The following is a 14527-nucleotide window of genomic DNA, read 5'->3' as shown; positions in this document are numbered from 1 at the left end:
CATGTTCTGGCTGAGGAGGCCTGCCCCATCAGGCATGTATTTTTAAAGAATACTGGCTAACTAAAAAAATACTGCCCCGTTCCGGTATCAGTGACGATACCGAAACGGGGCAGTAGAGTGCGCAGCAAACGGAAGGCCACCTTTGCCGCGCGGCAGGAACGATGCGGCGAGTTCCTGCCAAGACGTTTAAAGCCCATGCTTCGTCAAAAGAATAGCTGTTCAAAAGCTATGGTCATTGAGTCCAAACAGCGATCGACAAGCAAAAATCCGAGTGTTCTATATAGTTTTGATTAATACTTGTCAAAACTATTTGTTCATACAAAAGCTGGGCCTTGTTCCACTCGTACGCGACATTGCTCGCCAGAAACGGGGATCGCGCTAGAAGCGGGCCTAGTCGAACAGCGAGAGCTGGGCCACCTCGCTCTTGGGCTGCGTGAAATGCTGAAGGGACAGCCGTGTCTTGCGCGTGGCATAGCCGAGTGCGCGACAGGCTACATCCATACGCTTGTGAAGGATCTCGGCAAAGGGTCCACTGCCCCGCATCCGCATGCCGGAACGGCTATCGTAGTCCTTGCCGTTGCGCATCGAACGCAACACATTCATGACATGGCGGTATCGGTCGGGGTAATTCTTGACGAGCCAATCCTGAAACAACGGGCTGACTTCACCGGGCAGCCGCAACAGGATCGTCCCGGCTTCCCGCGCTCCTGCCTCGTATGCCGCCTTGAGAATCGCTTCCAATTCACTATCGTTGAGCGCAGGGATGACCGGTGCAATCATTACCGAGGTTGGGATGCCCGCGTCAGCCAGCCCCCGGATGGCCTCCAGGCGCCTTTTCGGACTTGAAGCCCGGGGTTCGAGCGCCCGCGACAGCTTGTGATCGAGAGAGGTCACGGACAAGGCCACCTTGACCAGATTGCGCTCGTTGAGACGCTTGAGCTTATCAAGATCCCTGAGAATGAGGGCCGACTTGGTCACGATCCCGACGGGGTGGCCGAATTCATCCAGCACGTCGAGCAGATCACTCATCAAGCGATATTGCCGTTCGATGGGCTGATAGGGATCCGTATTGGTGCCGATGGCGATGGGGCGCGGTCGATAGCCGGGCTTCGACAGCTCGCGACGCAACTGTTCGGCGGCATCGGGCTTGGCAAACAGTTTGGTTTCAAAGTCGAGCCCGGCGGAAAGCCCCATATAGGCGTGGGTTGGACGAGCGAAGCAATAGATGCAGCCATGCTCGCAGCCACGATAGGGATTGATGGACCGGTCGAACGGTATATCGGGCGAGTCGTTGCGTGTGATGATGGTGCGCGACTTTTCCTCCTGCACTTCGGTGCGCAAGGGAGGAAGGTCTTCGGCCGCCCAAGCACTGCCCCAGCCGTCATCCTCCGGTTCCTTCGCATAGGGCTCGAACCGCCCGGACTGATTGGAGGTGGCTGCGCGCCCACGCACGCGGCGACCAACATGTAAATCCGGGTCGACCTGAAAGCCGACGAAAGGATCGACATCTTCCACCCGCTTTTTCGTATTTGCGCCTCGACGCATTGCCATGTCCAGAACCCCACCAGTCGCAGCGGAGTGATTCCAACTGCTTCGTTTCTATTTTGTTCCTCTCAAGGATTGCAGCACAACAAAGAACATTTCAAGAACAATTTTCAATGACCCGGCTGGTTTTTCCTCTGCAAGTCCACTGCGGCCACGGTTGATGCTGGTTTGAGCACAATCCACATTGTCAAACCCGGCGAACCGCTCTAAGGGGAGAAGGTACGAATGTGCGTAGTTTGATCATTGAGGAGAGCCAGATGAGCGACGAAGAAGAACAGAAAAGCCCGGAAGAATCGATTAGCAAGCAAGCCGCCGAAGCCCTTTTCAAATCCCGGTCCATTTTCATTTATGGTGAAATCACCCAGGATCTTGCGCACAAGGTTTGTGCCCAGTTGATTGCCATGGCGGCCGTCAGCGATGACGACATCAAGATTTTTGTCAACTCACCGGGTGGGCATGTCGAGTCGGGCGATTCGATTCATGACATGATCCAGTTCATCGCCCCGAAAGTCTGGATCATCGGCACAGGCTGGGTCGCCTCGGCTGGCGCGTTGATCTATATCGCATCGCCAAAAGAGCTGCGCCTGTGTCTTCCGAACACCCGCTTCCTTCTGCACCAACCCTCCGGTGGTGCACGCGGGCCGGCTTCCGACATTGAAATCCAGGCGCGTGAAATCATCAAGATGAACGAGCGCCTGCACAAGCTGTTTTCCGAAGCCACGGGACAAACGATCGAACAGGTGGCCAAGGATACGGACCGCGATTACTGGCTGTCTGCTGAAGAAGCGAAAGCCTATGGTCTTGTTTCCCGCGTCATCACATCGTCCACCGATATCGGCTGACGATCTGCCAAGACGGTAAAAAAGAAAGCCCGGGTATCACAAGGTGCCCGGGCTTTCTTATGTCCAGCGGTTCGTCTGCCACCCTTGCAAGCAGTGCGAGCCCGGCCAATCCGCGAGCCACCGTCTGGGCAGATCAGATCAGGCGCGCCAGAATGGTTTTTTCGTCTCGGCCAAGGCTTCTTGCCATGTCATACCGAAATCGGCGAGGACTTCATCGGTGAATGTGTCAAGATCCCGGCGCATCTGATTGCGCTCGACAAAGCGGTGCCACCAAAGAGCGAGCAGTGAAAGGATGCCAATCCTGCGGTTTGCCGCGCCACCGTTTGCGGCCCTTTGATTGATCAGCGCAAGCATTTCGCTTTCGCTCATCCGCCTTGCCTTCAAGGCACTGTCAGGATTCATCGGTATAATCCTTTATTGTTGTTTTTGAACCTTTTCCATGTCTTCACTATTGCTCCTTTTCGAGCGCAAAAAAATTGAATAATGTGAACGCATCATGTGAGAAAAAGTAACATCTTCAATTATTGCGAATGTGAGCCGGATCATGAAAGGAAGCAATAGATGTCTCCCCTGCCACCGCTGACGTCCTTGCTCGTGCTCGAAGCTTTTTATCGTTCCGGCTCAGTGACCGGTGCTGCGGCGCTTCTGGGGCGCACACATGGCGCTGTCAGCAAGCAGTTGCACCAACTTCAGGATCACGCCGGCGTTGCCCTGTTTCAAAAGTCTGGATCGGGCATCGAATTGACCAAACCGGGGCGCATCTTCGCCGCGGCCATCACCGACAATCTGTCGGACATGCGCAGGGCCTATCAAACCCTGTGTGGCGGACAGGAAGACAAGCGCGTATCGATCAAGGTCAGCTCGACCTTTGCCCGCCTGTGGGCCATTCCTACCATTGCACGCTTCAACATGGACTACCCGGATATCGAAATCCAGATCAGTCTGACGATCGCCCAAAACAGTCATTCAGAGGATGGCCCGGTGGATCTGGTGCTCTCCTGGGATCGCTTGACGAGCCCGATCAAGGCACACCCGAACGCAACGACATTGGGCGATGTTCATATCGGCCCGGTTCTCTCGCCAACATTTCATCACACCATTGAACCGGGTGTCCTGTCCTTCAAGACCCGCATCAACCGGCGCGGCTCAGAAAAGGCGTGGGAGCAATGGACCGCGCTGACGGGCGTTCAGGTTCGGTACGAGAATGAGATGAGCTTTGATCTGGCAGGGCTTGCCTTCGAGGCTGCAGAACGGGGCATGGGTGTGGCGATGGCACCGAAGTTTCTGATCGAAAAGGAACTGCGAAGCGGCACCCTTGTGGCACCTGCCGGATTCTACTGCTTCACGGAAGGGCTTGTCGTTCGTCCCTCAACAGAGCGCACGACACCCAGTCGCAATGCCCTCATCTTTCTTGAGTGGTTGCGCGCGCACGGTCGGCTCGGAGAGGATGGCTTTCTGGTTTCCACCATCCTCGAACCGGTGTGGGGCTGATGTCCGAACGCGTCAAAGCGTCGGATGCATGCCCAGATAGATGGCGAAGATCGTCAGGCTGACCACTGTCGAGACCGCCAGCGCGTTCGTGACATAGACGCGCTCGCTTTCTTCAGCATTCTGCATAAAGAGTGGAATGATAAAGGGCGGCGGCAGGATCATCAGGGTGAAGAAGGCGATCTGGAATGGCTTTTCAAGCTGAAGCCACTGGTCGAGGACGAAATGGTTGAGCAGCATAGCCGACCTTTTCAAGCCCGTAGGCGCCACCGAACAGGCTAACACCAAGCATGCCATACTCAAGGCCGGTGAAAAGAAAGCGGAAATAAGGATGATGTGGCGCAACCAGTCGCCCCAGCACAAAACCAAGCCCGTAAAGACCAAGGCAGATGCCACCAACGACGACGAAGACGCCCGCATAGGCGGGCTTCATTTCCATCTCTAGGAAAACTGTAAACAGAACGCTTGGCAGCACGATATTGACGACAACCCGTGTCAGGCTTTCAATCGCACTGGGTGAGAAAACCTCAAACCTGCGCAGGGCCACGCCAACCAGAATGATCAGCAGTATGGGCAATATCTGCTCAACTAGTGTCATGACCCCGCCTCCCATTGGCGCGGCGCGTCGAATCGCGCCAAGCGGAGGCATGGTAGTCATTCAGGACAGTAGTGAACAGAGCCAGTGCAACCCAATAGGGTTCTGGCCCTGCGACAAATCATTTCTCTCGGAAATCGCCCGTCTCGGGATCCTCTTCCAGATCGATGATATCGGCCTCTTTTTCCGCCGTTTCGCGCTGAACACGTTTGGTCTCGCGTTTGCGATGGCTATCCAGTTCGGTGTCCTTCTGGCCAAGCTGTTTCAGCAGCTTCAGCACGAACCAGGCTCCACCAAAAAGGCCCACAAGCACCAGAATTTTTGCCATCACCTTGCGTCTTCCCGTCAGTCTTGCGCATCAAAGCAGTGTTTTACAATCCGATCCGGGACCATAACGCACGCTCTTCAAGACTTGCAAGCACCGCTTCGGGTGTAAAGCCGGCTGCGATGCGCGAGACGGGATCACCGGCGCCCAACTCGACACCTGCAGCCCGGCACCGTCCGAAGAATCCGGATGGAGGGCTGATCAATTTCAGTTTGGCCTCTTCACCAAAATGCCGTTTGACATAGGTTCCAAGATCGCCCAGTTCGTCAACCAGTCCGAGGTCAAAGGCCTGTTTGCCTGTCCAGAAAGCGCCGGTGAAGAGTTTTTCTTCGTCCTCTGTCAGCTTTTCGCCGCGGCGCGAGCGGACAAGATCCTTGAAGGTTTCGAACAGGTCCTTGAGCAAGGTATCAAGATGGGCAACATGCTCGGGGTCTTCCGCCTTGAAGGGATCGAGCATCCCTTTCTGAGTGCCTGCGGTGTAGATACGGCGTTCAATGCCCAGCTTTTCGATTGCATCCACAAAGCCGAAACCGCCAGAAACCACACCGATGGAGCCGACAATCGAGCTGGGATCCGCAATGATGCGATCCCCTGCGATGGCAATCATGTAGCCCCCGGATGCTGCGGCATCTTCGCAAAAGACCAGAACCTTTTTCTCCTTCTCCTCTGCCAGCTGCCGGATGCGCTGGTAGATGAGCCGGCTCTGAACAGGCGAACCACCGGGACTGTTCACCGAGATGGCAACCGCCGGGGCTTCCTTCATCGAGAAGGCCTTTTGTAGCTGACCTGCCACCGACGCCAGATTGAGCCCGGACCGAAACTGGCTGCTGCCGCCTGTGATCTGCCCTGTCATGCGCACAACCGGGATGACGGGAGCTTCATCCAGCAGCTTCTTGGGCAGCAGCTTTTCGGGTAGGAGCTTCTTGAGGGTCTTTTTTACACTCACGACTGAGGTCCTTTGAAGGTTGTTGGCGATGTCCAGCGTAGAGGCGCGGCACCGAGGCCTGATTGGCAGGTCAAATCCCTTGATGAATTGTATCTAAGAAGCGGGCTGTGGAATTTCCACCCTTGCTTACGCGGATCTCCGTAGGAATCTCGTAGGTAACTTTGACAAGCTCGCCTTTGGTGGCACAATTTGTTGCAATCTTTGCTCTTTACGCGCTACAGCAATGCTGTAGGAATATGCATAGTTTCTCTCTTATGCGGTAGGGGCATGACATGAGGCGGAACAGCGAGGAAATCGACTTTGCAGCCATCGGTCTGAGCCATGGTTATGTCTCTGGCATGACGCAAGGGAAGCACTGTGGCGGCATTCAGGTCGACCAGTTCGTACCCTTCGCTGAGGCGAGCAAGGCGAAAGTCGTTTATGCCGCGTTTGGCAAATTCGCCCACCAGGATTGGACCACTTCCAAGAGTTTTGGTGAATGGTCTCTTCAAGCCGGATCTTCGAAATCCTATATAAGAATAGAACGGTTCCGCTCAGACGCTTTGCCCCAATTGGGCGATGGACGCCTTTTCATGATCGGCAGCGAGGGAACCACCGAGCTCATGAACTATACCGATATCTGCGGACGGTCCGACAAGGATCATCTGTTTTTGGTCAATGACATGGACCAAATCCATATGGAATGCTCTGACGCAGACCTGCACTCTATTGGCAATCTTGCGAAGGATGTGATCATTCGCACCAAAGTCGCTTGTCCGCACTCCCACACATATGCCGCTATGAATCTGGCCATTCGGGCGCAGACCACTGCGGAACAAAGAGGTAATCTGGCACAATGACCACGCTTCTTACCGACACCCAACTGGAACAACTGGTTGACTTCCGCCACCTCCTTCACCGTCATCCGGAACTGTCTGGCGAAGAAGCAGGCACAGCGCAGCGCATGATCGATGCTTTTGAAGTCTTGCGTCCGGACAAGATCGTGACCCGTCTTGGCGCGTGGCAAGAGCCCGACGGCAGCACCCTTGGTGGCACCGGCGTTGCTGCGGTTTACGATTCAGGTACCCCCGGCCCGACGCTCCTGTTCCGATGCGAACTTGACGGCTTGCCGATTGACGAAATATCTCAGCTGCCCTACCGCTCCCGTCATCACAAACAGGCCCATCTGTGCGGTCATGACGGCCACATGGCGATCATGCGCGGTCTTGCGATGCGGCTCTCTGATCAGCGGCCGGCCAAAGGCCGGGTGGTGCTGATGTTCCAGCCAGCCGAGGAAACCGGCAAAGGGGCCAAAGCGGTCCTTGCAGATCCGAATTTTGCACCTCTCATTCCGGACCATGCTTTTGCCCTTCACAATTTGCCCGGCGTGGCATTGGGTGAGGTCGTGCTCAAGTCAGGTGCCATCTGTTGCGCTTCGCGCGGTGTGAAAATCACCTTTGATGGCAAGACTTCCCATGCGTCCATGCCGCAAGATGGGCTGTCGCCCGTGGATGCCATACTCAAGGTCGTTGAGGGTCTTGAGGCGCTTTCGAACGGCATCAATCCCGATCAGAAGCTGGATGATCACTTCAAACTTGTTACCATTACTCATCTGACCATGGGCGAACCCTGTTACGGCGTTGCGCCTTCTCATGGCGAAATATGGGCCACCTTGCGGACCGTGACGGACGAGGCCATGGAGGATCTTTTCAGGAATGCACATGATCTCACCATCAATGAGGCCCGTCGGTATGGACTGTCGGTCACCTTTACCGAGGATGATGGGTTTGAGGCCAGCGTGAACAGCGAGGAGACAACCCAGATCGTCCGCGAGGCGCTTCAGGCAGAGGGCATTCCCATCCATGAGGCGACGGAGCCGGAACGATTTTCGGAGGATTTCGGGCGGTTCAGCAGCCATTGCCCGTCCACGCTGTTTTTCATCGGCTCCGGCGAAACACAGCCGCAATTGCACAATCCCGACTTCGATTTCCCCGATGAACTCATCGGCATCGGCTGCGGCATCTATGAGCGCATCATCAAGCAGCAGCTTGGCTGATGGGCTTTGATGAGGACAGAGGAGCGGCGCATTCCATCAGACCCGCGTGTCTTGAGGACGCCTGCGCTCTGTCTGCCTTGTCGATCGAGGTTTGGTTGCATACCTATTGTCGCCCTGCAATCCCGCGTATCTTTGCGGCTTATGCGCTTGAGGCTTTCGGTGAAGCGGCGATAAGGGACCGGATCAATGATCCCCATCATCATCTGCTTGTGGAATGGGTCGACTATGCGGGTGAATCGGCGTTGCGCGGATATCTGGCCTGGAGCGACACTTCCTCCCCGCCCCTTCCCGATTGCCCGACATGCGAGATAGTCACGCTTTATGTGCGTGAGCGCCACAAGGGTCTTGGTATCGGCTCGGCCTTGCTGGAGGCCAGTTATCAAGCGATGCGCGAGGCCGGTCACGTCGCCACATATCTGACCCCGAACAGCTAGAATAGAGAAGCCATCGCTTTCTACCGGCACAAGAATTTCCGTGTGATCGGCGAAACGCAGTTCGAAATCGACGGCAGGGTCTACCCAAATCTGGTGATGGAAAAAGCGCTCCACTGACGATCTTAAGATCTGCCTTTCACTTTTGCGCATCCCTTTAATTCTATACAATCAATCCAGCTCGACTCTGGCTATGCTTGTCTTGTGATGGAGAGGGAGAAGCGCCAAATGGGAAAGAACATTGTCATTCTGTGCGATGGCACATCGAACGAAATAGAGGCCAACCGGACCAACATCCTGCGCCTGTTTGGCTGCCTCCAGCGCGACAAGACCCAATTGGTCTACTATGATCCGGGCGTTGGCACGTTCGGGTCTGACGACACTTTTTCTCGCATGAGGCGGAAGGCGACCGAGCTGGTCGGACTGGCCTTCGGTCGTGGCATCAACGAGAATGTGATGGAAGCCTATCGCTTCCTGATTGAAAACTACGACGATGGCCGCAGCAACAACACGGAACCAGACCGCATCTATCTGTTCGGCTTCAGTCGTGGTGCCTATACGGTGCGCGTGCTGGCTGGGCTCATGCATATCATGGGCCGGATGGACAAGGAACAGCTCAATCTCTTGCCCTATGCCTATCGCGCCTATCGCAGCATCGGCTACCGCGATGATGCAAAACGGATCGAAGAGGAAGAGCGATACAGCAAGACCAAGGACGCCTTTGCCGAGGTCGGGCTCTACCAGCGCGTCCTGAATCCCGATGCCATGCCCATTCACTTCATGGGGCTGTTCGATACGGTCACTTCGATCTTGGAGCAGACAGGTCGCGGCATGCGGTTCCGCACCCATGCCTACACACGCCGCAATCCATCCGTGAAGAACGTCCGCCATGCGGTCGCCATTGACGAGCGCCGCACCATGTACGCACCTCAATTGTTTCCGTCCGGTGGCACGTTCAAGCCCCTGCTGGGATCCTTTGAGGAAAGCGAGCAGGATTGTCAGGAGGTCTGGTTTTCCGGCACGCATTGCGATGTCGGAGGGGGGCTTCCAGAGGCGCTGAGCGGACTTGCGAAAATTCCGCTCGACTGGATGATCAACGAGGCCGATGCGAAGGGACTACAGGTCAAGCGCAACGTGGTGGAGCGCATCGTGCTCGGGGAAACGGGCGAGTCATACTGCAAACCTCAGCCACTGGCCAAGCCCTTCAAGTCCATGACCAAAGGCTGGCCCCTTGTTGAATGGATCCCGCGGCCGGTGCATTCGTTCGATGATAAGGGCAACGAACACTCGACATTGCTTCTGAACAGGGGCCGCAGGAGACGGATTCCGGAAGGGGCGTTCATCCATCCTTCGGTCTTTGAAAGACGAGGCACCAGTCAGGATTATGATCAGCCCAATCTGCCCAAAAGCTATTCGGTGATCGAGCCTCTGGAGGGAGGCGAGACGGAATGGTGGAACAGCTAGGCATTTGAGCGCGAGCGAGGATCACCCCAGATCAATCGCGGCCCCATGCCGGTGAACCGCTTCGATGCGTTCGGCGGGTATGTCTTTGCCTTGGTCGTGTAAAGAGATCATGGGCAACAGACGGAAGGGAGCTCGGGATTGCTTGCGGCCCTGAATGACCACGCGGTGCGCTGCTTCGCCCTCACGCGGAGCAAACGGCTGGACCGTAATGCCGCCAAATCGCCCCTGCATCAGGCGCAGCAGCTCAGGCAATTCATCCGCCCGCTGGATGAGCGTGAAGGTGCCGCCCGACTTGAGGATCGACACGGCAGTGCGAAACCACGGCTCCATGCCTTCATCGGTCAGCATGTGGGCCATGGCCCGGGCCTCGTTGGGCGAGGTCTGGTAGCGCTCCGAGCGGTAATAAGGTGGATTGGCGATCACGTGATCGGCGAGGTTTTCAACGAGACCAGCCTGTTTGCGCGCCTCGCCCCGGATGGCAACATCGCAGTTGAGCACGGAAGCGGCCTGAAGATGGGCATGACAATCGGGCCGGTTCATGTTGGCCAGCGCAATCCGGGCCACATCGGGTTCGATTTCTACCGCCAGCAGCCGCAGCGCTCCGACACGAGCGGCAACACAAAGGCCTGCCGCTCCCACACCGGACCCCAGATCAACGACCAGATCACCGGAGTGCGCCGGCGTGCAGGCGGCAAGAAGAACCGCGTCCGTGCCAGACCTGTGGTGTCCCTTTTTCGGCTGATAAAGGGTGATCCGTCCGCCCAGAAACTGGTCTTCGCTCATGGCACTCACTGCGGACAGATCACTGTCCATGACAGCGGCACTGCTGTGCAACAGAGGAGGTGTCGGATGCGTCATGGCCGCTTGTTCAACTTTTCTGTTTCGGCGTCTCGGCTTCTTCTTCAAGGCCCGCATCGACCAGCAACTGTCGCGCCTGAGCCTCGCGATCTTCATCGACCAGTACACGGCGCGGCAGGATACCGAGCGATCCATCCATAATGCTCATGTTCTGGTCGAGGGTTTGAAACGGAATTTGCGCGTCGCGGAGCAGCGCTTCAACAAAGGACAGGGTCACTGCGTTGTTGGTTTTGATCAGAAGCTTCATGGTTGGCCATTTTTCCGTCGTAGATACAGAGCTCAAAGCACAATTGACTGGACATTAATGTCAAAACCTCACCATGAAAAGGCCTTCACGAAGAGTTTGGTCAGGCCCTCCGCTGGGCTTGCCGTCAGGCAACCAAACCCTGAGCGTGGAAAAACAGCACCCGTCGATGCAAGACAGCTTTGTTTTTTGTAGCTTTGCCCTTGTGGACTTGGTGTCTTGCTCCTATTCTCGCCCCGATTTTGCGACATCAGTCCTTGGAGCCTTTGCGTGAGCGCACCTTCCCAAAACGAGACGAAGAAGCCAGAAGCCAGCATCCAGCCTTTGATCGATCTGGTCCAGTCCGATATGGATCGGGTGAATGATCTGATCCTGTCAAAAGCCGGATCGGATGTGGAGATGATCCCGGAAGTGGCGAAGCATCTCATCGACAGCGGTGGCAAACGTCTGCGCCCGATGTTGACGCTGGCCTCGGCAGGCATGTGCGGCTACGGCACAAACGCAACGGACGAAGCTGTTGATGGCCACATCAAACTCGCCATGAGTGTCGAGTTCATGCACACAGCCACACTTCTGCATGACGATGTCGTCGACGAGAGCGGCATGCGCCGCGGCAAGCTCAGCGCACGGATGCTCTGGGGCAACCAGGCCAGTGTTCTGGTCGGAGACTTCCTTCTCGGACAGGCTTTCCGTGTCATGGTCGAGGTTGGATCACTCAGAGCGCTGGAAGTCCTGTCATCAGCCGCCTGCATCATCGCGGAAGGCGAAGTTCTGCAATTGTCGGTCGCGCAAAACATGCAGACCTCGGTGGAAGATTATATGAAGGTCATCCGCTCCAAGACCGCTGCGCTGTTCGCGTCGGCCTGTGAAGTGGGGCCTATCCTTGCAGGCAGCAATGAGGCAAAAATCGAAGCCTTGCGCACCTATGGTCTCGAACTTGGCAATGCGTTCCAGTTGATCGACGATGCCCTCGATTATGGCGGCTCGGCCGCCGCGCTCGGCAAGAATGTCGGCGATGATTTCCGCGAGGGCAAGATCACTCTGCCTATCATTCTGGCCAATGAACGGGGCAGCAAGGAAGACAAGGCTTTCTGGAAACGCGTGATGCAGGATCGCAAGGATGTGACCGATGGCGCGCTCGATTATGCGATGGGTCTGCTCAAAGAAACCAATGCCCTTGAAGACACCCTGAAGCAGGCACGCCAGCACGGCTCGGATGCGATCAGAGCGCTCGATGTGTTTGAGGATAGCGCCTACAAATCCGCGTTGGTCGACGCTGTGGAGTTCTGTATTTCCCGTGCCCATTGAGCGCTTGGCCGTAGCTGACGACCGGAAAATCGCGCACATGAACGCGAATCAAATGCTTGCTTTGCGGTGATGTTTTTTTGTGGCCTTGATCAAATACGACCTTTGGTGAGCCTATATGTCTATCCATGTCGTTCGCGGAAATATGTTGTTAACGTCGTGGCTTGGCCGTCCTCGGCTGGGGATCATAATTGTGCAGGCAAGTTGATCCGGGGCTTGCTCGCCAGCCGTAAAAAAGCCATTCTGATTGGGTAAATGAGGTTTGATTGATCATCAACGATCGATTGCACCAAGGTTATTCCAAAGGCGGCGCCTGTATCGGGCGCGCGACATTTATGCCTTTTAAGGCGTCGAACCATTTGATTACAGGCAACAAGGGCAACTTCATGCACCTCACGCGCTCATCAGCTTTTTTCCGACAGTTCCTGCTTTCAAGCGTTCTTGGCACAGCCATGCTTTTCGCGCCAACTGGCCCCGGTCAGGCGCAGCCAGAAACCCTAGAATCAGTGGCAGAAGCGCTTGAGGATATGCCCGAGACTCTTGCCGGAGCCTATTTGTCCGCACGTGTGGCTCAGGAAGAGGGTGATCTGACGCTCGCGGCGCATTTTTATGCTCAGGCGCTCGAAAAAGATCCGGAAAATCCGCAACTGCTGGAACGCAACTTTGCCCTTGCCTTCGCAGTTGGCAACTATGACGTCGCCTTTTCCCTTGCCGAACGCATGACCCAAACGCTTGGGCGGACCGAAGCGGGCAACGAAACCGCCTCCTCCGAGGCCAAGGACGACGAAGACCAGCCATCGGAAGAAGATCTTTTCGCCACGCAGCAGATTGCTCCAATGGTGCACATGGCTTTGGGCATCAAGGCACTCAAGGGCAAGAACTACGCCAGCGCATCGAAGAACTTTCAGTCCGGGCTCGATCAGATGATCAACAATCCGGTCGATCTTCTGCGCTCGTTGCCCTTCCGCAGCAATATCAACAACCCGGCTTTGCTGAGTGCGTCCGCACAAAACGGTCCATTTGCCCTCATCTCGCAGAATATCCTGCACGCCTGGAGCCTTATCGGACAGGACCGCAAGAATCTGGATAAAGCGCTGCTGGCGATGGAAGACATCAATTCGAGCGACGTGAACCAGTTCTTCTTCTCGCTGCACTCAGGATTGATCGCAGCCTATGCCAAGGATTACAAAAAGGCCGCTGACTATCTGCAAAGCAGCCTGAAGGCCGATCCGAATTCGGTTGCCACCGCTGACGCGCTCATCAATGTCTATCTGAAAGCAGGCAACACCGACAAGGCCAAGGAAACTCTTGCTATTTTCAATCTGACGTCAGCTGATACAGAAGAAAAAGCATGGCTGAAAGAGACCTATGCCAAGATGCAGCCCACGGCGAGCCCAATCCGGACCCCGCAGGATGGCGCGGCTGAATTGTTCTCGACCCTCGGGGATGCTCTTGCGCAGGAAAACGCAATTGAGGGCGGTGCGCTGTATCTGCAATATGCCAACTATCTGCGCCCCGATCATGATCGCACGGAATTCGCCCTTGGGCAGCTGTTCGAGCGAATGAAACGGGACGAAAAGGCCCTTGAGTATTTCGATCAGATCCCGGAAAGCAGCTATCTTTATCGTCAGGCCCAACGCCGGGCAGGCTTTTCGCTCACACGCCTCAAGCGCGCAGATGATGCGATCGACCGCTTAAGTGCCATGCTAGGCGATGATGCCAGCGATCTGGAAACCGTGTCGGTTCTCTCCCGCATCTACCAGTCGCAGGATCGCTTCAAGGACAGCATCGATCTGTTGACCCGCGGCCTTAACAGCGTCAAGAAAAAGCGCGACATCCACTGGTCTCTCTATTTCCTGCGCGGCTCGGCTTACGATCAGATCAAGGACTGGCCGAACACCGAAAAGGACATGCAGGAAGCCCTTGAGCTGTTTCCCAATCAGCCAACGGTTCTGAACTATCTGGGCTATAGCTGGGTAGACCGTGGCATGCATCTGGAAAAAGCCATCGAGATGATCAAGCAGGCTGTTGCTCTCAAACCCTATGATGGTTTCTTTGTCGACAGTCTCGGCTGGGCCTATTATCGCCTCAACAAATATGAGGACGCGGTACAATATCTGGAACGGGCCGTCGAGCTGCGCCCTGAAGATCCCACCATCACGGATCATCTGGGGGATGCCTACTGGAAAGCGGGTCGTCAAAACGAAGCTTATTTCCAATGGCACCGCGTCAAGGCGATGGACCCGAGTGACGAATTGATGGCACAGGTGGACAAAAAAATCGAAAATGGTCTTGTCCCAAGTTCTGATTGAACGGCTTCAACGCGCGGCTTAACGGCACAAAGGCACACAATCACCTGCGGTGCTGGCGAAACCTTCGCCAGCACCGCAGGTGATTGTGTGACCGTTCGACCGAGGGAAAATAGGGCCACCCAATCAGTCAAATAGGG

Annotated in this window: 16 protein-coding genes; 8 read left to right on the top strand and 8 right to left on the bottom strand. The window is 55.8% G+C overall.

Features of this window, described 5'->3' with window-relative positions; translation table 11 throughout:
- Window positions 1-390: 390 nt before the first annotated feature.
- Window positions 391-1551, bottom strand: coding sequence for a PA0069 family radical SAM protein (locus CPH65_RS13645; protein ID WP_096173973.1), 1161 nt, complete (start codon window positions 1549-1551; stop codon window positions 391-393).
- A gap of 251 nt (window positions 1552-1802) precedes the next feature.
- Here CPH65_RS13645 and CPH65_RS13640 point away from each other — a divergent pair, with 251 nt between their 5' ends.
- Complete coding sequence (locus tag CPH65_RS13640; protein ID WP_096173970.1) at window positions 1803-2387, top strand: ATP-dependent Clp protease proteolytic subunit; 585 nt, start codon at window positions 1803-1805, stop codon at window positions 2385-2387.
- A gap of 138 nt (window positions 2388-2525) precedes the next feature.
- On the opposite strand, the gene CPH65_RS13635 is transcribed toward CPH65_RS13640, so the two are convergent.
- Window positions 2526-2789, bottom strand: a complete 264-nt coding sequence (locus CPH65_RS13635) for a DUF1127 domain-containing protein (protein ID WP_244574404.1) — start codon at window positions 2787-2789, stop codon at window positions 2526-2528.
- A gap of 159 nt (window positions 2790-2948) precedes the next feature.
- On the opposite strand from CPH65_RS13635, the gene CPH65_RS13630 reads away from it, so the two are divergent.
- On the top strand, window positions 2949-3878 hold the full coding sequence (locus CPH65_RS13630) for a LysR substrate-binding domain-containing protein (RefSeq protein WP_096173968.1): 930 nt from the start codon (window positions 2949-2951) through the stop codon (window positions 3876-3878).
- Window positions 3879-3890: 12 nt separating this feature from the next.
- Here the strand turns inward: CPH65_RS13630 and CPH65_RS13625 are convergent, their stop codons facing one another.
- From CPH65_RS13625 to CPH65_RS13610, 4 genes are all read right to left on the bottom strand, one after another.
- Window positions 3891-4115 (bottom strand): hypothetical protein, encoded by a 225-nt coding sequence (locus CPH65_RS13625; RefSeq protein WP_096173966.1) that lies wholly within the window; start codon window positions 4113-4115, stop codon window positions 3891-3893.
- Entirely contained in the window at window positions 4072-4473 is a 402-nt protein-coding gene (locus CPH65_RS13620; protein WP_096173963.1) for an AEC family transporter, read from the bottom strand. Before CPH65_RS13620 ends, CPH65_RS13625 begins: the two co-directional genes overlap by 44 nt.
- A 118-nt stretch (window positions 4474-4591) precedes the next feature.
- Window positions 4592-4798, bottom strand: coding sequence for a hypothetical protein (locus CPH65_RS13615; protein WP_096173960.1), 207 nt, complete (start codon window positions 4796-4798; stop codon window positions 4592-4594).
- Window positions 4799-4841: 43 nt separating this feature from the next.
- Window positions 4842-5741, bottom strand: a complete 900-nt coding sequence (locus CPH65_RS13610) for a S49 family peptidase (RefSeq protein ID WP_244574403.1) — start codon at window positions 5739-5741, stop codon at window positions 4842-4844.
- Window positions 5742-6013: 272 nt separating this feature from the next.
- Between CPH65_RS13610 and CPH65_RS13605 the strand changes: the two genes are divergently transcribed.
- From CPH65_RS13605 to CPH65_RS13590, 4 genes are all read left to right on the top strand, one after another.
- Complete coding sequence (locus tag CPH65_RS13605; protein ID WP_096173957.1) at window positions 6014-6580, top strand: hypothetical protein; 567 nt, start codon at window positions 6014-6016, stop codon at window positions 6578-6580.
- A complete protein-coding gene (locus CPH65_RS13600; protein ID WP_096173955.1) occupies window positions 6577-7776 on the top strand; it encodes an amidohydrolase in 1200 nt (399 codons plus the stop codon). The genes CPH65_RS13605 and CPH65_RS13600 overlap by 4 nt, the downstream gene beginning before the upstream one ends.
- Window positions 7776-8210 carry a GNAT family N-acetyltransferase gene (locus CPH65_RS13595; protein ID WP_096173954.1) on the top strand — a complete coding sequence of 145 codons (435 nt, stop codon included), beginning with the start codon at window positions 7776-7778 and terminating at the stop codon, window positions 8208-8210. The genes CPH65_RS13600 and CPH65_RS13595 overlap by 1 nt, the downstream gene beginning before the upstream one ends.
- 225 nt (window positions 8211-8435) lie before the next feature.
- Window positions 8436-9671, top strand: coding sequence for a DUF2235 domain-containing protein (locus tag CPH65_RS13590; protein ID WP_096173952.1), 1236 nt, complete (start codon window positions 8436-8438; stop codon window positions 9669-9671).
- 21 nt (window positions 9672-9692) lie between these two features.
- On the opposite strand, the gene CPH65_RS13585 is transcribed toward CPH65_RS13590, so the two are convergent.
- Together CPH65_RS13585 and CPH65_RS13580 are read right to left on the bottom strand one after the other, a co-directional pair.
- Window positions 9693-10529 (bottom strand): tRNA1(Val) (adenine(37)-N6)-methyltransferase, encoded by an 837-nt coding sequence (locus tag CPH65_RS13585; protein WP_157747685.1) that lies wholly within the window; start codon window positions 10527-10529, stop codon window positions 9693-9695.
- A gap of 10 nt (window positions 10530-10539) precedes the next feature.
- Entirely contained in the window at window positions 10540-10776 is a 237-nt protein-coding gene (locus tag CPH65_RS13580) for a DUF2007 domain-containing protein (RefSeq protein ID WP_096173946.1), read from the bottom strand.
- Window positions 10777-11043: 267 nt separating this feature from the next.
- On the opposite strand from CPH65_RS13580, the gene CPH65_RS13575 reads away from it, so the two are divergent.
- A complete protein-coding gene (locus tag CPH65_RS13575) occupies window positions 11044-12081 on the top strand; it encodes a polyprenyl synthetase family protein (RefSeq protein ID WP_244574402.1) in 1038 nt (345 codons plus the stop codon).
- Between the two features lie 503 nt (window positions 12082-12584).
- A complete protein-coding gene (locus CPH65_RS13570; protein ID WP_172891519.1) occupies window positions 12585-14390 on the top strand; it encodes a tetratricopeptide repeat protein in 1806 nt (601 codons plus the stop codon).
- Window positions 14391-14527: the final 137 nt, after the last annotated feature.

Origin of the sequence: Cohaesibacter sp. ES.047, from assembly GCF_900215505.1 — a bacterium.
Lineage (GTDB): Bacteria > Pseudomonadota > Alphaproteobacteria > Rhizobiales > Cohaesibacteraceae > Cohaesibacter.
This window is presented reverse-complemented; position numbering and strand designations above follow the sequence as displayed.

Excerpts from the sequence above, each read along its gene's own strand:
- CPH65_RS13645 (WP_096173973.1), bottom strand. The coding sequence starts at position 1,551 with ATGGCAATGCGTCGAGGCGCAAATACGAAAAAGCGGGTGGAAGATGTC.
- CPH65_RS13640 (WP_096173970.1), top strand. The coding sequence starts at position 1,803 with ATGAGCGACGAAGAAGAACAGAAAAGCCCGGAAGAATCGATTAGCAAG.
- CPH65_RS13635 (WP_244574404.1), bottom strand. The coding sequence starts at position 2,789 with ATGAATCCTGACAGTGCCTTGAAGGCAAGGCGGATGAGCGAAAGCGAA.
- CPH65_RS13630 (WP_096173968.1), top strand. The coding sequence starts at position 2,949 with ATGTCTCCCCTGCCACCGCTGACGTCCTTGCTCGTGCTCGAAGCTTTT.
- CPH65_RS13625 (WP_096173966.1), bottom strand. The coding sequence starts at position 4,115 with ATGCTGCTCAACCATTTCGTCCTCGACCAGTGGCTTCAGCTTGAAAAG.
- CPH65_RS13620 (WP_096173963.1), bottom strand. The coding sequence starts at position 4,473 with ATGACACTAGTTGAGCAGATATTGCCCATACTGCTGATCATTCTGGTT.
- CPH65_RS13615 (WP_096173960.1), bottom strand. The coding sequence starts at position 4,798 with ATGGCAAAAATTCTGGTGCTTGTGGGCCTTTTTGGTGGAGCCTGGTTC.
- CPH65_RS13605 (WP_096173957.1), top strand. The coding sequence starts at position 6,014 with ATGAGGCGGAACAGCGAGGAAATCGACTTTGCAGCCATCGGTCTGAGC.
- CPH65_RS13600 (WP_096173955.1), top strand. The coding sequence starts at position 6,577 with ATGACCACGCTTCTTACCGACACCCAACTGGAACAACTGGTTGACTTC.
- CPH65_RS13595 (WP_096173954.1), top strand. The coding sequence starts at position 7,776 with ATGGGCTTTGATGAGGACAGAGGAGCGGCGCATTCCATCAGACCCGCG.
- CPH65_RS13590 (WP_096173952.1), top strand. The coding sequence starts at position 8,436 with ATGGGAAAGAACATTGTCATTCTGTGCGATGGCACATCGAACGAAATA.
- CPH65_RS13585 (WP_157747685.1), bottom strand. The coding sequence starts at position 10,529 with ATGACGCATCCGACACCTCCTCTGTTGCACAGCAGTGCCGCTGTCATG.
- CPH65_RS13580 (WP_096173946.1), bottom strand. The coding sequence starts at position 10,776 with ATGAAGCTTCTGATCAAAACCAACAACGCAGTGACCCTGTCCTTTGTT.